At 41.0% G+C, this 25,056-nt stretch carries 21 protein-coding genes; 3 read left to right on the forward strand and 18 right to left on the reverse strand.

Features of this window, described 5'->3' with window-relative positions:
• Positions 1 to 293: 293 nt before the first annotated feature.
• From NY014_RS02095 to NY014_RS02175, 17 genes are all read right to left on the reverse strand, one after another.
• Positions 294 to 986 carry a PepSY domain-containing protein gene (locus tag NY014_RS02095; RefSeq protein ID WP_259412877.1) on the reverse strand — a complete coding sequence of 231 codons (693 nt, stop codon included), beginning with the start codon at positions 984 to 986 and terminating at the stop codon, positions 294 to 296.
• Positions 987 to 1,004: 18 nt separating this feature from the next.
• Positions 1,005 to 1,436 (reverse strand): CHY zinc finger protein, encoded by a 432-nt coding sequence (locus NY014_RS02100; protein ID WP_259412878.1) that lies wholly within the window; start codon positions 1,434 to 1,436, stop codon positions 1,005 to 1,007.
• Positions 1,437 to 1,672: 236 nt separating this feature from the next.
• The gene (locus NY014_RS02105) at positions 1,673 to 2,236 is read right to left on the reverse strand and encodes a DUF3347 domain-containing protein (RefSeq protein ID WP_259412879.1); all 564 of its coding nucleotides are present in this window, start codon (positions 2,234 to 2,236) and stop codon (positions 1,673 to 1,675) included.
• An 11-nt stretch (positions 2,237 to 2,247) separates the two neighbouring features.
• Positions 2,248 to 4,023, reverse strand: a complete 1,776-nt coding sequence (locus NY014_RS02110) for an efflux RND transporter periplasmic adaptor subunit (protein WP_259412880.1) — start codon at positions 4,021 to 4,023, stop codon at positions 2,248 to 2,250.
• A 6-nt stretch (positions 4,024 to 4,029) separates the two neighbouring features.
• Positions 4,030 to 5,328, reverse strand: a complete 1,299-nt coding sequence (locus tag NY014_RS02115) for a TolC family protein (protein WP_259412881.1) — start codon at positions 5,326 to 5,328, stop codon at positions 4,030 to 4,032.
• Positions 5,329 to 5,331: 3 nt separating this feature from the next.
• Positions 5,332 to 9,165 carry an efflux RND transporter permease subunit gene (locus tag NY014_RS02120; RefSeq protein WP_259412882.1) on the reverse strand — a complete coding sequence of 1,278 codons (3,834 nt, stop codon included), beginning with the start codon at positions 9,163 to 9,165 and terminating at the stop codon, positions 5,332 to 5,334.
• An 81-nt stretch (positions 9,166 to 9,246) separates the two neighbouring features.
• Positions 9,247 to 9,657 carry an HYC_CC_PP family protein gene (locus tag NY014_RS02125; RefSeq protein WP_259412883.1) on the reverse strand — a complete coding sequence of 137 codons (411 nt, stop codon included), beginning with the start codon at positions 9,655 to 9,657 and terminating at the stop codon, positions 9,247 to 9,249.
• Positions 9,658 to 10,090: 433 nt separating this feature from the next.
• Positions 10,091 to 10,501 carry a GxxExxY protein gene (locus NY014_RS02130; protein ID WP_259412884.1) on the reverse strand — a complete coding sequence of 137 codons (411 nt, stop codon included), beginning with the start codon at positions 10,499 to 10,501 and terminating at the stop codon, positions 10,091 to 10,093.
• A gap of 335 nt (positions 10,502 to 10,836) precedes the next feature.
• Positions 10,837 to 11,046 carry a heavy-metal-associated domain-containing protein gene (locus NY014_RS02135; protein ID WP_259412885.1) on the reverse strand — a complete coding sequence of 70 codons (210 nt, stop codon included), beginning with the start codon at positions 11,044 to 11,046 and terminating at the stop codon, positions 10,837 to 10,839.
• A gap of 86 nt (positions 11,047 to 11,132) precedes the next feature.
• Positions 11,133 to 12,113 carry a Kelch repeat-containing protein gene (locus tag NY014_RS02140; protein ID WP_259412886.1) on the reverse strand — a complete coding sequence of 327 codons (981 nt, stop codon included), beginning with the start codon at positions 12,111 to 12,113 and terminating at the stop codon, positions 11,133 to 11,135.
• Positions 12,114 to 12,229: 116 nt separating this feature from the next.
• The gene (locus NY014_RS02145; protein ID WP_259412887.1) at positions 12,230 to 13,081 is read right to left on the reverse strand and encodes a prephenate dehydrogenase; all 852 of its coding nucleotides are present in this window, start codon (positions 13,079 to 13,081) and stop codon (positions 12,230 to 12,232) included.
• Complete coding sequence (locus NY014_RS02150) at positions 13,078 to 14,229, reverse strand: pyridoxal phosphate-dependent aminotransferase (RefSeq protein ID WP_259412888.1); 1,152 nt, start codon at positions 14,227 to 14,229, stop codon at positions 13,078 to 13,080. Before NY014_RS02150 ends, NY014_RS02145 begins: the two co-directional genes overlap by 4 nt.
• Entirely contained in the window at positions 14,229 to 15,050 is an 822-nt protein-coding gene (locus tag NY014_RS02155) for a prephenate dehydratase (protein ID WP_259412889.1), read from the reverse strand. The genes NY014_RS02150 and NY014_RS02155 overlap by 1 nt, the downstream gene beginning before the upstream one ends.
• The gene (locus NY014_RS02160; RefSeq protein ID WP_259412890.1) at positions 15,047 to 16,270 is read right to left on the reverse strand and encodes a 3-phosphoshikimate 1-carboxyvinyltransferase; all 1,224 of its coding nucleotides are present in this window, start codon (positions 16,268 to 16,270) and stop codon (positions 15,047 to 15,049) included. Before NY014_RS02160 ends, NY014_RS02155 begins: the two co-directional genes overlap by 4 nt.
• 17 nt (positions 16,271 to 16,287) lie before the next feature.
• Positions 16,288 to 17,322, reverse strand: coding sequence for a 3-dehydroquinate synthase (aroB, locus tag NY014_RS02165; RefSeq protein ID WP_259412891.1), 1,035 nt, complete (start codon positions 17,320 to 17,322; stop codon positions 16,288 to 16,290).
• Positions 17,323 to 17,505: 183 nt separating this feature from the next.
• Entirely contained in the window at positions 17,506 to 18,606 is a 1,101-nt protein-coding gene (locus tag NY014_RS02170; protein ID WP_259412892.1) for a bifunctional 3-deoxy-7-phosphoheptulonate synthase/chorismate mutase type II, read from the reverse strand.
• A gap of 424 nt (positions 18,607 to 19,030) precedes the next feature.
• Positions 19,031 to 20,098 carry a bifunctional 3-deoxy-7-phosphoheptulonate synthase/chorismate mutase type II gene (locus NY014_RS02175; RefSeq protein WP_259412893.1) on the reverse strand — a complete coding sequence of 356 codons (1,068 nt, stop codon included), beginning with the start codon at positions 20,096 to 20,098 and terminating at the stop codon, positions 19,031 to 19,033.
• A 158-nt stretch (positions 20,099 to 20,256) separates the two neighbouring features.
• Here NY014_RS02175 and NY014_RS02180 point away from each other — a divergent pair, with 158 nt between their 5' ends.
• Positions 20,257 to 21,435, forward strand: coding sequence for a proline dehydrogenase family protein (locus NY014_RS02180; RefSeq protein ID WP_259412894.1), 1,179 nt, complete (start codon positions 20,257 to 20,259; stop codon positions 21,433 to 21,435).
• Positions 21,436 to 21,544: 109 nt separating this feature from the next.
• Positions 21,545 to 23,251, forward strand: a complete 1,707-nt coding sequence (lysS, locus tag NY014_RS02185; protein WP_259412895.1) for a lysine--tRNA ligase — start codon at positions 21,545 to 21,547, stop codon at positions 23,249 to 23,251.
• 150 nt (positions 23,252 to 23,401) lie between these two features.
• Here the strand turns inward: lysS and NY014_RS02190 are convergent, their stop codons facing one another.
• The gene (locus NY014_RS02190; protein ID WP_259412896.1) at positions 23,402 to 24,289 is read right to left on the reverse strand and encodes a dienelactone hydrolase family protein; all 888 of its coding nucleotides are present in this window, start codon (positions 24,287 to 24,289) and stop codon (positions 23,402 to 23,404) included.
• A 184-nt stretch (positions 24,290 to 24,473) separates the two neighbouring features.
• On the opposite strand from NY014_RS02190, the gene NY014_RS02195 reads away from it, so the two are divergent.
• Complete coding sequence (locus NY014_RS02195) at positions 24,474 to 25,040, forward strand: Pycsar system effector family protein (RefSeq protein WP_259412897.1); 567 nt, start codon at positions 24,474 to 24,476, stop codon at positions 25,038 to 25,040.
• The last annotated feature ends 16 nt before the right edge of the window (positions 25,041 to 25,056 follow it).

A 25,056-nucleotide genomic window follows, 5' to 3' on the forward strand; every position in this document is an offset into this window, starting at 1 on the left:
GCTTCAAGGTTCTACGTTTAAGTAGTTTTTACTATTTACCATTTCTCTAAAACGAATATTCGTTGCCATCTTGCTTTGGCTGAATTTTCATTTCCATTTTTTTAATTTTTGGTCCAGCGCTGAGGGAGAATTGGAATCCCTTCTCCCACGGTTAAAACCGTGGGCTATTGATAAACTAGATAATGATTGTGAAATCAACATTGAACCTTGAACCCAAAACCTAGAACAAATTAAGTCATTGTATGAGATCGGAAGCACACCGTTAATCATCAATAACAATTAACCAATAACCATTAACCCTTCTTCCTCTGCTTCCTTATCGTCATAAAAAACAAGGTAAACCCAGAACCAATAGTCAACAAACCGAAAAGGGAAAACGCTCTTAATAAGAGATTATTGAAGTTGTCTCTTCCTGCATAATCCATGGTGTGGAACATCCATAAGAAATCAAACCAGCGCCAACTGCGATGACGGACACGTTCAAAACTTCCATTTCTGGCATCGATATAGGCAGTAAGATTCTCCGGATGATCAAAATGAATTGCCCAAGCTGGTAAAGGTCTCTCACGAAACTCATGATGTGATCCAGTTTCTGTCAAATACTCAACCGACTTGATTCCAAAATCACCCTTGATGTGTATTTGAGCAATCTCTCTTGCTTCTTCCTCCGAAATCTCTCCCTTTAGTTCTCCTGTTTTAGCATCAAATAATTGGGCATCATTGATCCAGTAAAAAGGTTGATGTTTGATATAGCGCAATTCTAAACTTGAAATCTGTAAAATAGAATCTAGGGAAGCTGGGTCTAATAAATTGGAAGCACTGACTTGCATTTGATGAGTTTCATGAAAATGATCTCCATGAATCTCATCGATATCTGTCCAGGAGAAATAGATTCCCGATAGGGTCCAAAAGAAGAATTGAATCCCAATAAATACGCCAAGGAAGCGATGTGTTCTTCGGATGTAATACTGATTGTTTTTACGCATGGGCTGGGGTAGGGGAAATTACTGTTTGGGTTCCGTCTCGAAATAAAGGTGATAATGTTTGCTACAACCTGGATTGAAACTGGATTTGCATTTTGGACAGGTATTGTTGGAGTCCATGTATTCCTGAATTCCTAGTTCCGTTCCGCAGACTCCGCAAAGGATGGCTTTTTGATCAAATTCTGTTTTGGGCCAAACTTGATGCTCATGGTCGGCTTCTTCTTCATGGCAGGAAAAGCATGGATAATATTTATCACAGCATTTAAACTTTATGGCAATGATGTCCAAGTCTGAATGCCAATGAACACAACGGGTTTGATTATCCACCGGCTTTCCGAAAACATTGATGCCTCGAATTTGAGAAATCTTCAAAGGCTCCAAAATCTTTTCCTGAGCGAATGCAAAGGAGCTGATGGAGAATATGAAAAGGAGGAATAAGACTGTTTTTTTCATTTGGATAAAATTCAAATAGCGACTTTATTTTCATATCACCCTGAGCGCCTGCTTTACCGTCAGGCAGGGAGTCGAAGGGTCTTTTTTCTCCAGACTCCTGTCTGTAGAATGCTCGGACTGATAAAGATTTTTAGTGCTTCAAGCTGTCGACTGTGGACTGTGGACTGTGGACTGTTGACCATCGACTATTGTCCATGTACTGTCGACTGTGAACCGTCGACTGTTGACTAAACCAATTAATTCACCTCAATCGTATCCTGCACCGAACCGCAAGTCAGCATAGAACTTCCGAATAAGGGATTTTTGATATCTGTCGATGCACTCAACCAAACTCCTCCGGTATTATTCTTATACATCGGGCAATATTGCTCATAAAGTGTGCGATCCGTGCCGGCGATTTGAATAAAATCCTTCATCAATACGCTCAAGGTCTGAAAACTCTCCCGCTGTGCTGCGATATCCTCTGAGTTAAGGTTTTCAGCCACCATAGCAACTTCCATTTGCAGTCTTTCTGCTTCTTCTATGTCTTCACCCTTGGAAGAAGCGACATCGAAGGATTTTAAAGCAGCTACCAAGGCTTCACTTTTGGATGCTGCCTCTCCAGAGTTATCATTTACCAATGCATCCTTCACTTCTAGGTAAGCATCGATGATGGCTGAAGTTCCAGTCGCTTCAGAAACGACCGCGCTCTCGGCGGAAATTTCCTGGGTTTCAGTTTGCGTTTCTTGTTCAGTTTTACTTTCAGAACAAGCAAATAGGATCATTCCTAAGGCAAGTGCGAATAATGAATTTTTGATCATGGTTTTTAAAATTAATGATTATGTGTTGTAGAAATTTGAGTTGATACTGTTTGGGTAGCCAAAACAGGCTGACCTTTAAGGTAGGTTTGCTTTACTTCACCGCAAGTTAGCATGGAAGCGCCAAAGTAAGGGTTGGTAATATCCTTTCTTTCCGAAAGCCAATAGGCTCCCTGATCCCCAAAAGCCATGGGACAATAATCCTTGTAAACGACCTCCTTGTCCAAGCCGAATCGCTCTGTCATTTCCAAAATTCCTTCTGATAATCCAGCAAAAGCCAATCTGGCTTTTTCAAGATCTTCTGCTGTTTGAAGTCGTTCAATAGCACTTTTCAGTTGGGTTTGAACTTGCATCCATTCATTATGAGTAGATCCACTTAATAGATTCAGATCAACCTGATCTAAAATGGATTGAGTATTTTTAGCTTTTGCTAAACTTTCATCAAATTCATCTGCTACTAAAGCATTTTTTAGCTCAAAGTATGCATCTGCAAGGCGAGTTATTTGAGTTCTAAATTCCGGAGAAACGTCCAGGGTTTTAGTTTCGGGTCGGTTCATCATGCTAAACTGACCCGAAAGCTGGGCAGCAGCGTCAATAGCAAAAACCCCATTGCTTACAATCTCTTCTCCGGCCTGAAGGCCAGCCTCCACTTGGTAGGAATCACCGACTTTGGAACCCAAGGTAATTTCCCGCATTTCAAAGGCTGGAACTTCTGAGCCCGGAACTTTGACGTAAACCACGGATCTTTTTCCTGACCATAGGATAGAAGTTCTAGGAATGGAAATCTCCTGGGAACCGCTTGATGCTTTTGATTTCAATTGGGCAGTGACAAACATCTCAGGTTTTAGCTTTTCTTGGCTATTGGAAACCTCTGCACGAACGGATGCTGCTCTTGTGGAAGGATTAATCAAAGGGTCGATATAAGACACTTGGGCCTTGAAAGTTTCACCTGGTAATCCTGCCACTGAAAATGATACCTCATTACCTACACTTAAGAATGGGAGATCGGACTCATAAGCATCCAAAAGCACCCAAAGTTTGCTTAGGTCTACGATATTGAACAAGACAGAACCGGTAGAAACATAATCTCCAACAGCGATTTTTCGCTCCAATACCACACCACTATGCTCGGCAACAATATCGATTTGATCCCGAACTTGGCCTGTACTTTCTATTTGGGAGATTTGAGACTCACTCAATTTCCATAATCTGAGTTTTTCTTTGGCTGCTTGGTAAAGTTCTGGGAACCGATCTTTGGATTTGGCTGCTTCAATTAATTCCTGCTGCGCAGTCAATAACTCAGGCGAATAGATACTGGCCAGTTTTTGGCCTTCACGAACCTTCTCACCTGTAAACGTGATATATAATTTTTCTATTCTTCCCGGGAATTTGGCAGTAATGGCAGCGTTTTCCCTCTCATCAGCCTGAATTTTTCCGGTGAGGGTAACTAGCCCACCAGATGCATTCCCTCCCACAACCGTAGTGCTGATATTTGCCAAAGCAGCTGCTTGAGGACTCATTTCAAAAACCAAAGGATTGTCGTTTTGACTACTTGAAGCAGCCGAAAGTGGAATCAGATCCATTCCACATATCGGACAATCTCCCGGTTCATTCAGCTTGATTTGCGGATGCATGGAGCAGGTCCAAATTTGACTGGCTAATTCTCCCGGGTGATTGTGATCAGCTTCCGGATTTGGTTCTGAACTAGGTTTGATCAACCATCCGATTCCTATTCCCAGCACTAAAATGCCGGCGATTTTTATCCATTTATTTGAAAGTAGCTTTTTCATAGCTTATTAGTTTAAAGAGGAAATATCATTGGAAAGCAAAGACTCCAACTTGGCCAAACTTTGGTGCTGCATGACGACAGCATTGATTTCTTTCAGCTGAAAATCCAATAATTGCTGTTGAACTGCCAACACATCTTCCAGTCCATTTCCATTTGCTGTTAATGAGGTAGTGAGCAATTTCAACGTTTGCTCTGCGATTTCTTTTTGTTCCTGATAGAGTTCGATTTTCCGATTTGCATTTTCCAGATCCCGGATGGCATTTGCCCATTCCATAGCCAACATGTTTTGTTCTTTTTCTTTGCGCAAAAGCGTGGCTTCCCGGAGTAATTCTGTCTCCTTGATTTTTGAATCGGTCTTTTTTCGGTAGATAGGTAAGGTAATACTCACCATGGGCATGATCATATCTCTTCCGCCCATCATCATATTTCCCTCAGGTCTAGGTTGGAAAGGCATGTAATCAATTCCCGCACCCAACATCGGTCTCCCTTCCAATCTTGCCATCCGTTCTTCTTGTTCCAAAGCAGCATACTGGGCATCAAAATTCGCCAGTATGGGATTGTTTGCCTGAATGCTATCTAAAAGAACCAGTTTATCGGTGAGTAATTCTGTAGGCTCCAAGGTATCCAAGCTTGAAATCTTCGCATGAATGTCCCGGTTCAGCAATTGGTTGAATTTGATCTGCAGAGGAATCAATTCGTCCTCAAGAGTCAAAATGGAATTATTCAATTCCAACTGCTGCATGCGGATCCTTAGGATGTCACTCATTTGAGTGCCTGATCCAGCTTTGGACATTGACATATCAGTTGAGGAACTTTGATTTGAAGAACTGCTGTATTTCACCAAAGCCAATCGCTCATATTCTTTCAGGTATTCAAGGTTTTCCCGATTGATTTCAATTTCCTTTTGAATGCGATACAACTCAAACCAAGTAGATTTCACTTCGAAAAAGAGCTTGTTTTTAGCATCCAAAAAGAGGTGGTATCGTGCCTCTGCCTGAAGGTTTGCAGCCTCTTTTCGAGTTCCTAAAGTTCCAAACCAAGGAAACATCTGCATCAAGCGGATATCTGCTACCTGATTCCCCATAAATCGCTCCATAGGAGAGAAGAATATTCCTGCATTCAATTCAGGATCTGGTAGGGTACCCACTTGAGGGGCTTTTTCCAAAGCCGCCAAATACTCTTGGTAAAATGCCTTCAGCTCAGGGTTATTTTCACCAGCCAACACCAGATAATCATCTAAGCTTTGGGCTGGGCTAAAAGACCAAGAAACGGCAAATAGGATGAAGAATAGGATTTTCTTTCTCATGGCCTATTGATTTTGATCTGCTGTGAATGCAGATGGATTAGTCGATAATTTTCTTTCTGCCCACCAGCAATAAAGGGTAGGAACCAGAAACACGGTTGTCAATTCCAAGACCATTCCTCCCAAAGCAGGAATGGCCATTGGAATCATAATATCCGATCCTCGTCCAGTGGAGGTTAAAATCGGAATTAGCGCCAAAAGGGTAGTTGCTGTGGTCATCAAACAAGGCAGTACCCGACGCTTTCCAGCTTCCAAAACTGCTTCACGAATCTCCTGAATGGTTTTGGGTTCGTTGGATTTGAAACTTTGATCCAAATAGGATGCGACCACCACTCCATCGTCGGTAGCGATTCCGAATAGAGCGATGAATCCTACCCAAACAGCGACAGAAAGGTTGTAGACTTTCATCTGAAATAAATCCCTCATAGAAATATCAAACAGGGAAAAATTCATAAACCAGTCCTGCCCGTAAAGCCAAAGCATCAAAAATCCTCCTGCAAAGGCCATTGCGATTCCAGAGAAAACAAATAGGCTGGTAGATACGGCTCTAAACTGGAAGTAAAGGATTAGGAAAATGATGATCAAGCAAAGCGGTACCACGATCGAAAGTCTCTTTTCGGCCCGAACCTGGTTTTCATAGCTTCCTGAGAATACATAGCGGACTCCTTGTGGAACCACCAATTCACTGGTAGCTATTTTTTCTTTCAAATAATTCTGGGCTTGCTCTACCACACTCACTTCGGCGAAGCCCGGTTTTTTATCCAGAAGAACATAACCCACCAAAAAGCTATTTTCCCCCCGAATCATATCCGGCCCTTTGCGATAGCTGATTTCCGCCAATTGACCTAATGGTATGTAATTGCCTTGAGGAGTCGGAACCTGTAGATTTTCAATGGCTGCCGGATCATCTCTATACTCCCGCGCATAGCGAACCCGTATAGGGTAGCGTTCCCTTCCTTCCACAGTAGTGCTCAACTGCATTCCCCCAATCGCAGTTTCAATAAATTCCTGAACATCTACCACATTCATTCCATATCGAGAAATAGCCTCCCGGTTGATGTCCAGTTCTAGGTAAGGTTTGCCAACAATTCGATCTGCAAATACAGCTTCACTCTTTACGGATGGAACTTCCTTAAGGAATTTTTCAAGTTGGAGTCCAAAACTTTCAATGGTCTGTAAATCTGGACCGTAAACTTTTATCCCCATAGGAGCTCGCATACCTGTCTGTAGCATGACGAGACGGGTTTCAATTGGCTGAAGTTTAGGAGCAGAGGTGACTCCCGGAATTTGAATAACGGAGACAATTTCACCCCAAATATCATCCGGACTTTGGATATGGGATCGCCACTGTCGGAAATACTCCCCATCTGGATCAGGAATCAATTGAGAAGCATTGATCAAATGGGGTTCCATGCTCTCTGGATCAAACAAGGTTCCATTTTTCAATTCATATTGCCCCTCTGAATTGACCTTGAATCGAATCCGATTTCCATTTTCATCCCGGGCAAACTCACTCTTATAGTTGATGGTGTTTTCAAACATCGTGAGCGGTGCAGGATCGATAGCTGTCTCAGCTCTCCCTGCTTTCCCTACCACCAATTCAACCTCCGGAATGGCCGTTACCAGCATATCCAATTTTTGGAGAACTTCCTTGTTTTCCTGCACACCTGCATGCGGCATGGTTGTAGGCATAAGGAGGAATGAACCTTCATCCAATGAAGGCATAAATTCTTCACCTAAACCCGGGAAATTGTGAGCTAGGCTGGACCAGAGTGGATTTGTTCTGATATTCCAACCCATTTGGTCAAAGGTCTTTGGAACAAAACCGAAAACATTTTCAAATCCCAACCAAACATTGGCTCCAAATAGAATCACAAACGCAGGGAAGGCAATAAAGGTCTTTTTGTGTTCCAAACACCAGCGAAGGATCTTGGGATAGACTTTGATGAAAAGTGAAAAACCTCCCAAAACCAGAGTCAGCAAAAACGAGATGAATAGGAAATTGATCCAGGTGCTATTTGATACTCCCAAAGGCATCCACTCCAAGGTTAGGAGGGAAGCCACTGCTACAAGCGTGACAGTTATTATGAGGAAGTTCTTTCTAGACTCAATTTGTTCTGGAAAATGAAAGGCCAAAGAATGAATCAAACCATAGGTAGCCAATACCCATCCTGCCCAAGACCAAATAGTAAAGGCGATGACTATTCCTCCAAGTACCAAAGCATAGTTCCAATACCTTGCAAATTTTCCCTTACAGCTTTTCCAGGAAAATAACCAATGCGAAAAGGCCGGCATGATTAGTAGCGTGAAGATTACAGCTGAGATCAATGCAAAGGTTTTGGTATAAGCCAGGGGACCAAAGAGTTTACCTTCAGCTGCCTGCAGTGTGAAGACAGGAAGAAAACTGACAATGGTTGTGCTGACGGCGGTAAGTATGGCACCCGCAACTTCAGAAGTTGCCTCGTAAACAATAGTCAACTTACTTTTTCCAGAAGGAGCTAATTCGAGATGGCGGAGTATGTTTTCATTTAAAATAATTCCCAAATCCACCATGGTGCCTATCGCAATGGCAATTCCCGAAAGGGCTACGATATTGGCGTCTACGCCAAAGTACTTCATAAAGACGAAGCAGAGTAGCACCGCTAAAGGCAATAATGCAGAAATCAATAAGGAAGCCCGTAGATTGTAAACCATCACGATGATGACGATGATGGTAATTAGGATTTGAAGGGAAATGGCTTCGTAGAGCGTTCCTAAAGTCTCATAAATCAGATTTGTTCGATCATAAAACGGAACAATAGTGACTTTCGAGATTTGTCCATTGCTCAGGGTTTTGCTTGGAAGCCCTTCGGAAATTTTTTCGATTTCGGCTTTAACCCCTTCGATGACTTTAAGAGGATTATCTCCATAACGCGCGATGACAACTCCTCCGATTGCTTCAGCTCCTGATTTGTCAAGAATCCCACCCATGTTTCGAGGTTGAGGACCGATATTTACTCGGGCAACATCCTGAATTCGGATAGGGACATTATTAGTGACTTTGACTACGGCTTTATCCAAATCTGAAAGCTCTTCCACATAACCCAAGCCTCGGATAAAATAATCAACTCGGTTGACCTCAATGGAATTTGCGGACACATCCAAATTAGATTTTCTGACCGCTTCCATGACATCCATCAAGCTGACTCCATTAGCTTTCAGGGCAGCAGGATCAATGTCAACTTGGTATTCTTTGATATAGCCTCCAACTGATGCGACTTCAGATACCCCTTCGACTGCAGTCAAAGTATATCGGATGTAATAATCCTGAATAGAGCGAAGTTCATGAAGATCCCATCCACCGATAGGATTTCCTTCCGCATCTCTTCCTTCTAGCGTGTACCAAAAAACTTGCCCCAAAGCGGTTGCATCTGGACCTAATTTTGGTTGTACCCCCTCGGGTAAAAGTCCTGCGGGTAGGGAGTTGAGTTTTTCTAGAACTCGGGATCTGCTCCAGTAAAACTCAATATCTTCTTCGAAAATGATATAGATGCTGGAAAAGCCAAAAGCAGAACTACTTCGAACGCTTTTGACCCCCGGCAACCCTAAAAGAGAGGTAGTTAATGGATAAGTGATTTGATCTTCCACATCTTGTGGAGATCGCCCCATCCATTCCGTAAAGACGATTTGTTGGTTTTCACCAATATCCGGGATGGCATCTACCGGAATAGGATCGCGAGGGATGATTCCGGTTTCCCAGTTAAAGGGAGCTGTAGAAATTCCCCATCCCACGATGAGAAGTAGGAGTAATACGGTGACGAGTTTATTCTCGAGGAAATACTTGATAATTGAATTCAGCATGATTCATTCCTTTAATTGAAAAAGAATAATGGCTTTGGTGCATTCCAAAGCATTCACGCGGTGAAACCGCAGGAATGAATCCTAGATTAAAAAGGTTTGGTAAAGTATATGGAGAGGGGTAGTGGGAGGCGGAGAATCAGTATGAAAAGGAGTGTATACTTCTTTTTCAACTTCCTCAATTCCGAAGATGAAAACCTGAGTAAATGCTGCAACAAACTCGAGGTCAAAAGAAATTGTGTGTTTTTCAGCAGAAAAATCGTCTTCCACCTGTATGTGTTCAACGATATTTTGACAACAGCTTGTGGGATCTGATTTAGGCGAATCTTCATCCTTGGAGGAATCCATATTCATTCCACAGTCCACATTTTTTTCTCCAAAACCGATTTCCGACTTCACTTCATGTCCCATACAAAAATGGGTTGTCTTCGCCATACCAATGGTAGCGAAGAGCATAAAAAGAGATAGCGATATGGAAATCAGCTGTTTCAACATGGTAAAAGTACGAAATTTAAATTGGTAAGTTCAAATGTTTGTTTGTCTTGGGTTATACACATATGATTGTGGGAAGATATTTTTACCACATAGGATCATTGTCAAAATAGCTTTTTTGAGAAGAGAGTTTTTTTCACAACAAATAAATGAGTTCTAAGCTTGACATTTACAAAGCTTTGCTTCGATGTTCCTATGTGGTTTGATTTCTATTATATAGAATCATATCGAACATAGATTTTTTAGGCAATAATTCCTTCTCAAAGCAAATTACTAAATGCTAAGTTTGATCTTTATTGAAGATTCCCTCTATGTATTCTATGTAGCTATGTGGTTTTAATTTTAGCTTTTGTTAATAAAGTGTGAGACTTTTTTACCACATAGGATCATAGTCAACATAGCTTTTTTGAGAAGAGAATTATTCTTTCCTTTTTACTCAGAATAATTCTTCATAATATCTATTTACGAAGGTTTTTTGCCCATGATGAAAGAGGTTTGGAACATTGAAGTTTATTAAAATCCCTTTTGGTATTTTCAAGATGTTCATGTAATTGAAAACTTGAGCCTCATGTATTGGCAAAATATCTGAAGTCGCTTTTAGTTCGACTACTATAAGTTCCTCTACTAAAAAATCACATCGAAATTGGGTGTCTAATACATGTCCCTTGTATGTGATTGGTATTTCTAATTCCTGTTTGAATTCAATTTTACGGTCAGAGAATTCTAGTGCTAAACATTTTTGATACACACTTTCCAACAGACCTGGACCAAGCTGTTTGTGAACCTCGATGGCTGCGCCAATGATTCGGTAGGATAGGTCATCTATTTCTTTTCTCCTAGACAACATAAAACAATGAAATTTTCTTCACCAAATTAAAAACTAAATTCTAAATACCTTTGCAAAGCAACTATTTAGCTATGTTTTCTATGCTGCTATGTGGTTTAATAAAGATCTATACTTAAGGTGTTGAATTTTAGGAGTTTCAGAAAAAATTATGTTATCCATAGACTAAGCTTAATCAGAAGTATATTTTTAAAAAATTGGAAGAAGCATAGTCCCTATGGCAAACTAACTTAAGTTCCTTCAGGATCTTTCAAGGAATTATTGAAATTATCGATTAAAAAAAATCAATTTCACCAATTCAACGATTCATCCAACCCTGAAATAGAACTCTGAAACTACTAAAGTGGCTTCGCAATAAAACCTGCTTTTAAGACAGTTTTAAAAACTTCTTCCTCTGTTATATCCTCTGATTCAACTGTCAAAATTCTATCATCACTTTTCAAATCCACATCCCAAGACTGGATTTTGGATTCAGCATTCAATTTAGGCTCAACTTTAGCTAAGCAATTCCCACAGTTGATATTGGTTTTGAATTTTAGTGTTTTCATAATGTAAGCTCTAATGTTTTGAGAAGTACTTTTCCATCAAAAATGTTCCCTCAAACTAAAATTTGGAAGAAAAGTCCAGGGTGAATTTATTGCTTCATAGCTTTTTCCCAATCTAAAACTTCAATGGTGTTCAGTTCTGGTCCACCGCCTCTATTTGCTGAACCGGCTGCTACATAGATTTTTCCGTCCAAAAAAACTGTTCCTGTTCCATGCCTACCTTGGTTTAATGGAGCTAAGGTTTTCCAGGTATTATTTCTTGTGTCTAAAACTTCCACTTCTGCATGAGCGGACTCCTGAGCAGCACTTTCTCCATTCATGATAACTAGGTATGGGCCTATACCCAAATTGGAATTACCAGCTCTTGGGGTAGGGATTTTGGTGGAAATTGTTTCCCATTTCCCCGTTTCAAAATCATAATAATCAATCTCATCTATGGTAGTTTCCAAAACCTGTCCGATAGCGGCATGGGAAGTTCTACCGCCTGCGAGATATAATCGATTTCCAACGATGGCGGCACTTACATGATCGCGTGCTCTCGGGGCATCAGGAAGGGATTCCCATGTTCCGCTCTTTGGATTTAAAACATCAAACCAAGGGACAAAACCTTCATAGTGACCATCTTGAATTCCGCAGACCAAATAGATCTTTCCATCTTTAACCGCAACTCCGGCAGAACCTCTTAGTCTTCCTTCCGGAAGTTTAGGCCCTTCTCTCCAGCTTTTGGTTTCTGGGTTAAAAATCCAACAGTTTTCTATGGGAGTTTCATGGGGGTAGCCTCCAGTAAAAGCGCCGACAATCCAGATTTCATTTTCAAAACTCACCGCTTGAAAATGACTGATCTCCATGGGTGCATCCGCTACCTTTTTCCAAGTGGAGGTTTTTGGGTCGAATTCATCAACCGAGCGATCCCCACGTCCTCCCAAAGCATAAAATTTCCCATTGCATTCTACAAAAGAGTTTTCATGCCTTTTCATAGCTTCTCCCTTTGCTGGGATTTCATGCCAAGTTTCCTGAGCGAAAAGATTTAAACTCAAAAAGATAAGTAGGAGGGAAAATTGAGTTTTCATAGGTTCTGGGTTTTGATTTGTCAAATTAAGGATTGACAATAAGTCTTCCTAAATAAAACGATCTCAATAGGCACCTTACAACTTTCCAACTTTACAAACTTTTACTATCATCACCCTCAACCTTTCCCCAAATCCAAAATATCTCGAATCTGGTTGATCTCAGCCAATTCCTGATAGATGCTTTCTTTTTCGCTAGAAGAAATCTTATCTCGGATTGCGCTCAAATTGGTGATGTATCCATCCAAAGCAGCCAGGATGTTTTCTTTGTTTTCGGTTAAAATTGGTGCCCACATCGCCGGACTGGATTTAGCCAAACGTACAGTGGAGGCGAATCCTGAACCTGCCATATCAAAGATGTTTCGGTCGTCTTCCATTTTTTGAAGGACCGTTTTACCCAACATAAAAGAGGAGATATGGGAAAGGTGGGACACAAAGGCCAAATGACGGTCGTGCTCTTCCGGATCCATAAACCGCAACTTCATATTCAAGGCTTCAAAAAGCTGATAGGCCTTTTCCTTGAGATAGAGGTCTGTTTTTTCGAGTTCGCAGAGAATCATCACTTTCCCGTCCAATAAATCAGCAAAAGCTGCTTTAGGTCCACTATACTCTGTTCCTGCAATAGGGTGGCCTGCCAGATATTGTTTTCGCTTTGGGTGTTTTTCGACAAGTTGACAAAGCTTGGATTTGGTGGAACCTAGATCAATTACCAAAGTTTCTTCTCCGATTTGGTCTAAAGTTTCCTCAAGAATTCTTCCCAAGCTATCAGCAGGGGTCGCCAATAAAACGATATCCGTATCGCTGTCGGGTTGGTTTTTAGCTTCGGTAATAATCCCCAAGATTTCAGCGTCTTTCTGGTTCTTTTCTGAAATGTCATACCCAGTGACGATGAGTTCTGGGAATTTTCTTCGCGCTGCCAAGCTGAAGGAACCTCCCAATAATCCCAGTCCAATAATGTGTATTTTTTTCATAGGTTTTGAGCTTTGATGCGTTTGATCGCTTCTAAAATTTTGTATTCCGGCATGCAAAGGGAAATTCGAACATAGTCCTTGCCTGCATTCCCAAAGATTTTTCCCGGAGTGATGAAAATGTATTTTTCGTAAAGCAATTGATCCACTAATTCCTCAGCCTGAATGTTCGAAGGAACCTTTCCCCACACGAATAGACCTGATCGATCTTTTACATAGCTTAAGCCCAATAGATCAGCTAGTTCCCAAACCAATTTTCTTCGATTGCTGTAATGCTGATTTAAATCCTCATACCAAGTTTTTCCAAGTTTTAGGGCCGCAGTTGCTCCTTTTTGAATCCCTAGAAACATCCCAGAGTCCATATTGGATTTAACTCGAAGAATGGCCTGAATCCAGTCTTTTTTCCCACAAACCATCCCAACTCGCCAGCCTGGAATGTTGAATGTTTTACTGAGTGAATTAAGCTCTAGGGCAACTTCTTGTGCTCCATCAATGGATAAAATGCTCAAGGGTTCGGGGTTCAAAATATGGCTGTATGGGTTGTCGTTTACCAAAATGAGTTCATTACTCTTCGCAAAATCCACCAACTTTTCGAACAATTCCTTTGACCCCCTGTATCCTGTTGGCATGTGCGGATAATTCACCCAAAAGAGCTTTATGCGGCTTAAATCCAGGTTTTTCAAATAATCCCAGTCAGGGGCCCCGTCCTCAAGAAGGGGATAATAAATTGCTTCACACTCCAAAAGTTGGGTCACAGAAGTGTAAGTTGGGTAGCCTGGGTCTGGAATCAGGACAGCGTCCCCAGGATTAAGGAAAGCCAGACTGATATGTAAAATTCCTTCTTTGGAGCCCATCAAGGGAAGAATCTCCTCGAAGGGATTAAGTTCAACTTGAAATTGGGATCTATAATAATCACTCATCGCAATCCGCATTTTAGGAATTCCCTGATAGGATTGATAGCCATGAGTTTGGCTTTGTGAAACCGTATTTTGTAATGCCTGAATGACGCTAGGATCCGGTGATAAATCCGGGCTTCCAATTCCCAGATTAATGACTGGTTTCCCATCAGCAATGAGTTGATTAACCTCCCGAAGCTTTGCCGAGAAGTAATACTCTTGAGCCGTTTTCATTCGATTTGAAAAGCCCTTCATTATCTCTTGCTTTGGTATTCTCCTAAAATCTTCAAGGTTCCAAAATCCTTTTTCACCAATTGCATGGCTTGGATAAACTGCCTGTAATCATCAAATACGGCATCAATGAAAAATGCGTATTCCCAAGGTTTTTCGATAACGGGAATGGATTGGATTTTACTCAAGTCCAACCCATAATCGCTTAAATGAGTCAATAGCTTGGCTAAACCTCCGGCTTCATTTTGAATGGTAATCTTAAAGGAGGCCTTGTCAGGAACGTACTGCTTAGCGCTTGTCTCTTTTTCCAAAATGATAAAGCGGGTAAAATTGCTTTTCACCGTTTGGATATCATGTGCCAAAATCACTAATCCATAAATTTCCGCGGCTATTTCACTGGCAATAGCTGCTACTCCTTGGAGATTTTCATCCGCGATTCGCTTCGCAACACTTGCGGTATCAATATCTTCTTTTGGCTGAAGGTTGGGATGCTTTTCCAAAAATGATTTGCACTGCAAGAGCGCCATAGGATGGGAGCGAACCTCTGTTAATTCCTGGAGATTTTCTCCTTTTAATGCCATCAATTGATGAGAAATCGGCAAGTAATATTCATCTCGAATAGTCAGATCATAACGATCAATCAAATCGTAATTTGGTAAAATGGCTCCTGCGATGGAATTTTCAATTGCCATAACCCCTGCGTCAGCTTCTCCTGAAGCAACTGACTTGGCCACTTTTTCAAAGGTAGAAAAGGTTAATAATTCGCATTCCTTACCAAAAACCTGTAGGGCAACTTGATGATGAAAAGAGCCTGGAATTCCTTGAATAGCTATTTTTTGACTCATAAATATTGAATTTGAATTCCAGTCAATTTGCAATGCTTCCAAAAACTTGGATAGGATTTATTGACTACGTCAGGATCTTCTACCAATACCTTGGTTTTGGTAAGAAGGGGCATAAAGGCCATAGCCATTCTATGATCATCATAAGTATGGATTTGGACCTTATGAGGCATAGTAACAGATGGAATTACTTGGAATACTTCAGGTTCAACCTCTTCAAGTTTTGCGTTGAACTTCCCTAATTCTTGCTGCAGGGCATAAATCCGGTCTGTTTCTTTGATCCTTAGACTTTCCAAACCGGTAAATTTGGAGTTTTGTCCAATGATGGCACAAGTTACCGCAACGGTTTGTGCTAGATCGGGGCAGTGGGTAAAATCAAAACTATCTAAACCCTTTACTGCTTGTTTTTCCAAAAGCACTCCTCCGTTTTTGAAGGTGCTTTTTACTCCCAAGTGATCCATGATTTCCACGATTTTGGCATCCCCTTGGAGGCTATTTTCTTTCAATCCTTTCAAGAATAAGGAGCCTGAGTCTGCGCAGGCAACCAAGCTAAACCAATAGCTGGCTCCAGACCAGTCACTTTCAACAGAAAAAGTCGCAGGTTGGTAATCTTGATGAGGAACTCGGATTTTCCGGTCTTCCCAGCTGTATTGAATACCAAAGTGCTTCATCAGCTCCAAGGTCATTTCAATGTATGTTCGGCTACCAATTTTTCCCTCCAATTCGATTTCCAGTCCTTTCGGTATAAGCGGAGCAATCATCAACATGGCTGAAATGTACTGACTTGATACATCTCCTCGCATTTTTATTTGGTGAGCTGTTTGTTGCTTTAGCCCGTGGACTGCCAAAGGAGGGAAGCCTTCCTCATTCATGTAATGAATTTCTGCCCCCACGCTTCTGAGCGCCTCTACCAAAATTCCAATGGGTCTTTGGCACATGCGAGGCGTTCCAGTCAGAACTTTATGCTGGTTTGTGATAGCTGCATATGCAGTCAAAAAACGCATGGTTGTCCCTGCATCCAATACATCATAAATGGGTGGATTGGTCTGCAAAATATCAATCATGGTCTGTGTGTCCCGAGCTTCTGCCAAATTGGAAATCTTATTTTGACTTTTGGTCAATGCGTCGATAATTAAGACGCGATTGGATTCACTTTTGGAAGAAGGAAGAGGAATTTCAGTATAGTTGAAATTTGATTTTTGGCTTAATTCAATGATATCCATAGATGGAATAAAAAGCTTTAAAGCGATTGATAGTGGGTGATTGCTGCTTTGATTTCTTCTGGTTTTATAGGAATGTTGTACTGGCAGTGACCAATTCGATCGATAAGTGATAAAAGCAAGGTATTGCCTTCATTTTTTTTGTCCTGAAAGCAAAGGTCTAGAATGGGCTCCAAGTCTTCGTCTTTGATTTTTATTTTATCATAAACTTTCAAAATGGATTCTGTGATTTTTTTATAGTCGGATGTGCTTAAGCCGCATTTTTCCACTGATAGCATGGCTTCGCAAATCATTCCGGCAGCAATCGCTTCTCCATGCAAAAGGTGGCGAGGAGTATCCAGATAATTCGTTTCGAAAGCGTGACCAATAGTGTGACCAAAATTCAAAATTTTTCGTAGTCCAGCTTCCTTTGGGTCTGATTGGACAACATCTTTTTTGATTTCGACGGATTTTTGGATCAGTTTACTCCAATCATTTTTTTCCCAATCTTCGAAATTGAGTTCATGAAAGTAGCTTTCGTCTTGAATCAATCCATGCTTGATAATTTCAGCAAATCCGGACCGAAGTTCGCGAGTAGGGAGGGTTTGTAGAAATTCAGGAGCAATTAAAACCCATTCAGGTTCATTGAATACTCCCAAATGATTTTTCAGACCTTCAAAATCCACCCCCAATTTTCCGCCTACACTAGCATCTACCTGTGAAAGTAGGGTAGTAGGTAAATTGACAAATCGAATTCCCCGCTTGTAAATACTCGCACAAAAGCCTCCCATATCTCCAATAACACCACCGCCTAGGTTGAGCATCAAGGCCTTTCGATCCAGACCAGCTTCCGTCATATCAAACCAAATGGCAGCGCAGGTATCAAGATTTTTATGCTTTTCGCCTGCTGGAATAGTGAAATGGAAGTATTTTTTTGGAAGGGCTTCTTCGATTAAGGGGAAGCAAAGTTCCTGAGTATTTTCATCGCTTAAAATGAAAAGAGCCGAGTAAGAAAGGCTTTCCAATTGCTTTCGAAGCTCTTTTGCAATCTGTTCAGTATGAAAAACTGGATTCACGGGATTTTCTTTTCGATAAAATTAATGGAATTCAAAGTGAGGCTTTCTCAAAAGGCGAATTTTTTGTCAGTTTGAGCGAAGTCGAAAGTTAATTTTTGATTGAATTAAAGCGTTTCGACTCCCCTCAATGTGACATAGGCAATTAAAGAAAAGACTCTTTTGAAATTCTGTTCAGCCTAAGAATTACGCCTTTTTCACAGGATCTGATTCCCGAAGTTGCTTTTCCTGTCTCTTAACTGACTCTTCGTGAATGGAATACAATAATTCCTTCATGAATTTTTCGCTGAGATTTTTAGCCATTCCTTTTTGAGTTCGGCTTTCCATCACCTCTTTCCAGCGATTGGATTGGAATACGGTAAGGTGATGCTCTCGCTTATGTTCACCAATTTGATCGATGACGGCAAAGCGCTCCTGCAAAATATCGAGCAGTTGATCATCCAAGTGATCCACAGCTCTTCGAAGATCCTGAAGGCGCTCATCAGGCTTCATATTTTCCAATGGCTCCTTGAAATCAATTGCATTTAGGATTTCCCGTAATGCTTTTGGCGTAACCTGCTGTTTGGCATCAGACCAAGCATTGTCTGGGTCATGATGCGTTTCGATCATTAAGCCATCCAAACCAAAGTTGATTGCTCGTTGAGAAACCTCTAGAATTCCATCTCGACGACCTACGATGTGAGAAGGGTCATTAATTACTTCCATTCCAGTCCAAACGCGCTTCAGGTGGATAGGCATTGACCAGTTTGGCTTATTTCGGAAACGCTTATCATAGGCATCTGAGAAACCTCGGTGGATCGCAGCCAATTTATCCAAACCTACGGCATGCATTCTTTCCAAAGCTCCAATCCAAAGATCCAAATCCGGATTCATCGGGTTTTTCACCATTACGGGCACATCAGAACCTCTTAGTGCTTCTGCAATTTCCTGAACTGCAAAAGGATTAACAGTCGTGCGGGCACCAACCCAAATCACATCCACTCCATGCTTGAGTGCAAGTTCGGCATGAGCTGCATTTCCTACTTCCACGGTGATTGGGATATTCAAATGATGACGAACGATCTCCATCCACTTTAGGCCATCTTCTCCAATTCCTTCAAAAGAACCTGGCCGGGTACGTGGTTTCCAGATACCTGCACGGAAAAGCTGAGGAACCACGTTGGCTTCCTTCATGTCCAAACAGATTTTTTCGATTTGCTCTGGGCTTTCTGCAGAACAAGGACCTGCAATGATCAATGGGGTGGTCAATCCTAATCCCCAATCTTTGATTTGTTTGTGCGTTTTCATACGACTGAGCGTTTAAATAAAAAAGCCCGACTCTTTCGAATCGGGCTTTTGTGTTGTTTATGTTCTTTTAATTTTTGACTGGACAATACACAGCTCCGATTCGATTTTGGCTTCGAAAGTAAAAGTAAAAGAAAGTAAAATAGATCGCTGCTGTGATTAACATGCTGTAAATGTAAGCGCATGTTTTTTAAATGCAAAATTATTTTTTGGGCAAATGATTGAAGAATTGCTAAGAAAATGAGCTGTTATTTTTGAAAATTCTAAAATGGGGTATTTCAAATATTTGATTCAGAATTATATTCTTCAAAAAGATAATTTTTTAGAATAAAAGATTGAAAATAATTTCTAATAAAAATTAGCCTTTGCTCATTTAGGTAATTATAGATCGCTTAATCTTCTTTTTTGTTTGAGAAATGACCCCAAATCAATCTTTATCCAGAATTTCAGTTTGCTTTCGAATAGATTCCTGATGAAGTAAACCGAATATTTCTGCAATCAATTCAGGGTTGATGCCTAGTTTTTGTGCCCAATCTGGTCGGGTTTTTAGAATTTCTTGCCAACGCTCTAATTGGAGTACTGCCACATTGTTCAATTTCTTGTATTCGCCGATTTTCTCAATCAGTTCCATTCTCCGGTGAAGTGCCTCAAGCAAATCATGGTCAGCTTGGTCAATTTGCTGCCGAATGTCTTCCAATTGATTCAAAGCTTCAGATCCTTCGAAGTGAACTTTCCGGGTTTTGAGATGCTGAAGCATGACTTGGAGATCTGCAGGAGTCAACTGCTGAGCGGCATCGGTCCAAGCTTGATCGGGATTGATGTGTGATTCAATCATTAAGCCATCAAAATTCAAATCCAATGCTTTTTGAGCGATGACAGGAACCAAACTTCGTTTGCCAGCAATATGGCTAGGGTCATTGATCATCATCAATTCCGGAAATTGAGTCCGAAATTCAATGGGAATTTGCCACAATGGGGAGTTTCGATGAACAGTGTCCCGAAAATTACTGAACCCACGATGAACGACCGCCAAGTCATTAATTCCTGCTTTCATTATTCGCTCTACCGCTCCAATCCAAAGGCTTAGGTCAGGATTGACCGGATTTTTGATCATCACAGGAATATTGACTCCTTTCAGGCTTTCGGCAATTTCCTGAACAGTGAAAGGATTCACAGTTGACCGGGCTCCGATCCAAAAAATATCAATTCCCGCTTTCAATCCTTCTTCCACATGGGATGCAGATGCTACCTCAATCGCAAATTTTACAGGGTACTTTTGTTTGATTTCCTGAATCCAAGGCAAAGCGATTCCCCCTAGGCCTTCAAAGCTTCCCGGTCGGGTTCTAGGTTTCCACACACCACCTCGAATGATTGAAATTCCTTGTTGCACCAAGCCTTTCACAGTTTGCTCCAATTGCTCAGGAGTTTCTATGCTACAAGGACCAGCAATAATAAGTGGTTTTTGATATGAATTTTTATGGAAAATCGCCTTCAATTCTATTTGGGTTTATGTGGTTTTAAACCTTAGGACAAAGCCTTTGTTTTCAATTCAAATTTGGGGCAAATGTAAAGCAATTTGGGCTTACCATTATTCCCAACAAAATAGAAGTAGAAGCTGTTTTTTTGATATCTTTGCGACTTAATTTGCGCTTGATGGCCGTGAAACCCAAAATTTCTTTCGAAAACTTAGAGGTAGCCTTTGCTTCCAAGTCGGATGCGGAGCTGCGTAAAATGTACTTGATTTTCGCCACCCTAAACAATAATCTGATTTCTGATTTGGGGATTGGTTTGGCGAATTTGGCGTTCAAACTCAAACTCCCTGTAAAGGGAATCATGAAAAAGACCATGTTTGGTCATTTTTGCGGGGGAGAAACCATCGAAGAATCCATTTATGCATGCAATGAATTGGCAAAATATGGTGTTCAATCTATTCTTGATCTTTCGGTAGAAGGCAAAGGAACGGAAGAGAGCTTTGATCAGACTACTGAGGAGATTTACCAAACTATGGTTCATTCAGCTGAAAAGGATTACATGCCTTTTGGAGTGTTCAAAACCACTGGTTTGGGAGATTTTCACATCATGGAGAAAATTCAGGCGGGAGAAAAACTCAGCAAAGCTGAAGAAGAAGCTTTTGAGAGAATCCGTGGACGAGTAGATCGGTTGTGCAATACTGCTCATGACCTTGGCTTAAAAATATTGGTTGACGCAGAAGAATCCTGGTTTCAAGATGTCATCGATAATTTGGCCTATGAGGCCATGGAGAAGTATAATAAGGAACGATGCGTCGTGTATAATACCTATCAAATGTATCGTCATGATTCCTTGGGTAGGTTGAAGCGCGACTTTGAAAATGCTAAGAAAAAAGGCTATTTATTGGGGGCAAAGCCTGTGCGTGGGGCATACATGGAAAAGGAGCGGGAGCGGGCTGAAGAAATGGGTTATCCAGATCCTATACAACCTAATAAAGAAGCTACTGACCGGGATTACAATGCAGCTATCAGATTCTGTGTAGAAAATGGAATTTATCTAGTTTGTGCTTCTCACAATGAGAAGAGTAATATGGAATTGACAGAGTTGATGGATGAGTTTGGCTTGGAACCGAAAAACGATCATGTGTATTTCTCTCAGTTATACGGCATGAGCGACAACATTTCCTTCAATTTGGCAAAGGCAGGTTATCAGGTAGTAAAATATGTTCCTTACGGCCCTGTAGAAAAAGTAATGCCTTACCTGACTCGTCGGGCTGCAGAAAACACTTCGATTGCCGGACAAAGTAGCCGGGAATTTGAATTAGTGAGAAGGGAAATGCAACGGAGAAAAAGTAAGCAGTAGGCAGTTTGCAGTAGGCAGTTTTCAGTAGGCAATAGGCAGTGAGCGGCTTATGAGGTTGGTAAATAGATTAGATTTAAGTTATTGAATTATAAATAATTAGATAGATAAAATGCAAGTATTGAGCGAACAGGAAATTGAACGCAGAAAAGACCGGGAAGAGTTGATGCGATTGGGGATAAACCCTTATCCTGCAGAGGCTTTTCCAATCAATGTGACTGCGGAGGATATTCATCGGAATTATGAAAACCGAAAGAATGACTACAAAAATATTTCTATTGCAGGTCGCTTGATGAGCCGTCGAATTATGGGTTCAGCTTCTTTTGCTGAAATCCAAGATTCTACCGGAAGGCTTCAAATCTATGTTCGCCGAGATGATATCTGTCCTGAAGAGGATAAAACTCTATACAATACGGTTTTCAAAAAGCTTTTGGGAATTGGAGACTTCATTGGGGTCAAAGGCTACATTTTTACTACACAAACTGGTGAAATTTCACTTCATGTAACTGAATTGAAGGTTTTGTCTAAGGCTGTGAAGCCTTTGCCTGTTGTAAAGCGAGATGAGGAAGGAAATGTATATGATGGATTTACAGATCCCGAACTAAGATACAGACAGCGTTATGTGGATTTGACGGTTAATCCTGAAATCAAACAAACCTTTATTACCCGTTCAAAGATTATTTCCACCATGCGTCGCTATTTCGATGATCATGGATGGTTGGAAGTGGAAACTCCAATTCTTCAGGCTGTTCATGGTGGTGCCGCGGCTCGTCCGTTCCAAACGCACCACAACACCTTGGATATGCCACTTTTCCTTCGAATTGCGAATGAATTGTATCTCAAGCGCTTGATTGTAGGAGGTTTTGATGGAGTGTATGAGTTTGGAAAAATGTTCCGAAATGAAGGAATGGACCGAACCCACAATCCGGAATTCACCTCCATGGAGATCTATGTAGCCTATAAGGATTATGTGTGGATGATGGAAATGGTAGAGGAGTTGCTTGAGCAAGTTACCATCGCCATACACGGAGATACCAAAGTGAAGGTAGGTGAAAATGAGATTGACTTTGCGGGGCCTTATCGTCGTTTGACCATGTTTGATTCCATCAAGGAATATGCTGGGGTGGATGTTAGTCAAATGAATGAGGCAGAACTTCGGGAAGTATGTAAAAAGCTTGCCATTGAGGTGGATGACTCCATGGGAAAAGGAAAATTGATCGATGAGATCTTTGGAGCGAAGGTAGAAGCTCATTTGATTCAGCCTACTTACATCATCGATTATCCAATTGAAATGACGCCTCTAGCGAAAAAGCACCGAACTGAAGCTGGTTTGGTAGAGCGATTTGAGCTTTTTGTAAATGGAAAGGAAATAGCTAATGCCTATTCCGAGTTGAACGATCCAATCGATCAGCGGGAGCGTTTTGAAGATCAGCTGAAATTGGCTGAACGAGGAGATGATGAGGCGATGGCAATGGATGAGGATTTCTTGCGGGCATTAGAGTACGGAATGCCGCCAACATCTGGTCTAGGAATTGGTATTGACCGATTGACCATGCTGATGACGAATAATTCTACCATTCAGGAAGTTCTTTTCTTCCCTCAAATGCGACCTGAGAAAAAGGCGGTTGAGTTGACCGAAGAGGAGAAAATTATTTTCGATTTGTTGAGTAAAAATCATCCGGCAAATCTATTGGAAGTGAAAGAGCAGGCTGGTTTGAGCAATAAAAAATGGGATGTCTCTATGAAAGGTTTGACCAAGAAAGGCGTTGCAAAGGTTACCAAAGAAGGAGATACCCTAATCGTAGATTTGGTAGATTAATTTTAAAAAGTAACTCCAAATAATTTAACTATTCAAAAAAGGGATGAATGATCGGATTTCCGGTTATTCATCCCTTTTTTCTTGGGTGGAAGTTTCAATAAAAAGGGCTGACATCATAAGGATTAATGAGACAGCCCCTTCAGTTTCGATTTATTTCAGCTTTTCCTTAAAAAAGGCAATGGTTCGATCCCAAGCTAAATTTGCAGCTTTTTCGTCGTAGCGCGGAGTTGTATTGTTATGGAAACCGTGATTGACACCTTCATACATGTGCATCACGTATTCCACGCCATTTGCTTTTAGAGCTTCTTCATAAGCTGGCCAACCTGCATTCACACGCTCATCCAAGCTTGCATATTGAATCATTAATGGAGCTTTGATTTTTGCAGCCTCTTCAGCAGTAGGCTGTCCACCATAGAATGGAACCGAAGCTCCCAAATCAGGGATTCGAACAGCCATCATATTTGAAATCCATCCTCCAAAGCAGAAACCTACTACCCCCACATGTCCATTACAATCGGGATGATTTTTCAAGTATTCATAAGCGGCGATAAAATCCTCCAACATTTCTTCTCGGGTTCTTTTTCGCTGCATTTCACGTCCATCATCATCATTTCCTGGATATCCTCCCAAAGGCCAAAGTGCATCAGGAGCAATGGAAATAAATCCAGCAACGGCACATCTTCTTCCAACATCTTCGATATATGGATTGAGACCGCGATTTTCATGAACCACCACAATTCCTGGGGATTTTCCACCTCCAGCAGGTTTGGAAAGCAATCCGCGAATTTCACCACCACCTTTTGGGGAATTGTAAAAAACATAATCCGAGCTTTGCATGCGCTCATCATCTGGTTGTACGGTAGCAGTACTGATATAATCAGGCATCATGGTACTCATTAATGTAGCTAGGGTAATGCCTCCTACAGCATAGGCTGATAATTTTTCCATGAAGGTTCTTCGATCCAACTGATTATGGGCATAATAGTCGTAGAGATCATAAACCTCCTGAGGGATGTCTTCTTTGTTCAATTTTTTCATATCACAAAATTTTTTGTAGAAAATAGGATTATTTGGTGAGAATAGATACTTGCTATTGCTGTATGGAGAATTTTTGATTTTAAAGGTTCTGATTATCTGTGCTCTATCAAAAAAGAGTTTCTACAATAATTGTTTATGCCTGCCTGATTTTTCTTATTTTCAGGTGACAAACCCACCACTCTCTATGGAAGAGAAGAATTTTATAAAAAAGCTGAAGGACAGAACGAGCCGGGAAAGACAGACTTTCTTTCGGGTGACTTTTAATAATAATTCCCAGCTTTTGAAGATTGCCGATAATAAAGCCAACATCATCATTAGTATTAATGCTTTGGTGATTTCCTCAATGGTAGCTTTAATTGGTTATGGATCAGTTTCTAGGCAATTGGACATGCAGAATTTCTCCATGCTGGTTCCGATTATTTTGTTCGTCTTGATGTGTTTGATTTCTACGGTTTTAGCTGTTCAGGCAGCAAAACCAAAAATTGTAGGAAGATCAGATAATCAATCCCAAGAAAATCGATCACTAATATTTTTTGGATCGGTGACTCATTTTACCAAGGATGGGTATATCGAAAGTATTAAAAAAGCAATGGACTCCAAAGATGAAATCTTGGAGCAAATGTCCACCTCACTGTACTATCAAAGCATGGTTTTGAATCAAAAATACCGTTTGCTCAGCTATGCCTATTTGGTATTTATGGCTGGTTTGAGCATCGGGGTTATTGCTTTCTTAATTCAGTTGATTTACTGATAAGCTACCTAGAAGC

The sequence above is a fragment of the Algoriphagus limi genome (assembly GCF_024919275.1).
In the GTDB taxonomy this organism is placed as follows: domain Bacteria; phylum Bacteroidota; class Bacteroidia; order Cytophagales; family Cyclobacteriaceae; genus Algoriphagus; species Algoriphagus limi.

What these genes read in the sequence shown, in the direction of transcription:
- NY014_RS02195 (WP_259412897.1), top strand. Translation starts at nt 24,474, where the DNA reads ATGGAAGAGAAGAATTTTATAAAAAAGCTGAAGGACAGAACGAGCCGG.
- NY014_RS02140 (WP_259412886.1), bottom strand. Translation starts at nt 12,113, where the DNA reads ATGAAAACTCAATTTTCCCTCCTACTTATCTTTTTGAGTTTAAATCTT.
- NY014_RS02130 (WP_259412884.1), bottom strand. Translation starts at nt 10,501, where the DNA reads ATGTTGTCTAGGAGAAAAGAAATAGATGACCTATCCTACCGAATCATT.
- NY014_RS02095 (WP_259412877.1), bottom strand. Translation starts at nt 986, where the DNA reads ATGCGTAAAAACAATCAGTATTACATCCGAAGAACACATCGCTTCCTT.
- NY014_RS02115 (WP_259412881.1), bottom strand. Translation starts at nt 5,328, where the DNA reads ATGAGAAAGAAAATCCTATTCTTCATCCTATTTGCCGTTTCTTGGTCT.
- NY014_RS02170 (WP_259412892.1), bottom strand. Translation starts at nt 18,606, where the DNA reads ATGAAAACGCACAAACAAATCAAAGATTGGGGATTAGGATTGACCACC.
- NY014_RS02160 (WP_259412890.1), bottom strand. Translation starts at nt 16,270, where the DNA reads ATGGATATCATTGAATTAAGCCAAAAATCAAATTTCAACTATACTGAA.
- NY014_RS02135 (WP_259412885.1), bottom strand. Translation starts at nt 11,046, where the DNA reads ATGAAAACACTAAAATTCAAAACCAATATCAACTGTGGGAATTGCTTA.
- NY014_RS02120 (WP_259412882.1), bottom strand. Translation starts at nt 9,165, where the DNA reads ATGCTGAATTCAATTATCAAGTATTTCCTCGAGAATAAACTCGTCACC.
- NY014_RS02150 (WP_259412888.1), bottom strand. Translation starts at nt 14,229, where the DNA reads ATGAAGGGCTTTTCAAATCGAATGAAAACGGCTCAAGAGTATTACTTC.
- NY014_RS02100 (WP_259412878.1), bottom strand. Translation starts at nt 1,436, where the DNA reads ATGAAAAAAACAGTCTTATTCCTCCTTTTCATATTCTCCATCAGCTCC.
- NY014_RS02155 (WP_259412889.1), bottom strand. Translation starts at nt 15,050, where the DNA reads ATGAGTCAAAAAATAGCTATTCAAGGAATTCCAGGCTCTTTTCATCAT.
- NY014_RS02190 (WP_259412896.1), bottom strand. Translation starts at nt 24,289, where the DNA reads ATGAAAAAATTGAACAAAGAAGACATCCCTCAGGAGGTTTATGATCTC.
- NY014_RS02145 (WP_259412887.1), bottom strand. Translation starts at nt 13,081, where the DNA reads ATGAAAAAAATACACATTATTGGACTGGGATTATTGGGAGGTTCCTTC.
- NY014_RS02180 (WP_259412894.1), top strand. Translation starts at nt 20,257, where the DNA reads ATGGCCGTGAAACCCAAAATTTCTTTCGAAAACTTAGAGGTAGCCTTT.
- lysS (WP_259412895.1), top strand. Translation starts at nt 21,545, where the DNA reads ATGCAAGTATTGAGCGAACAGGAAATTGAACGCAGAAAAGACCGGGAA.
- NY014_RS02110 (WP_259412880.1), bottom strand. Translation starts at nt 4,023, where the DNA reads ATGAAAAAGCTACTTTCAAATAAATGGATAAAAATCGCCGGCATTTTA.
- NY014_RS02105 (WP_259412879.1), bottom strand. Translation starts at nt 2,236, where the DNA reads ATGATCAAAAATTCATTATTCGCACTTGCCTTAGGAATGATCCTATTT.
- NY014_RS02125 (WP_259412883.1), bottom strand. Translation starts at nt 9,657, where the DNA reads ATGTTGAAACAGCTGATTTCCATATCGCTATCTCTTTTTATGCTCTTC.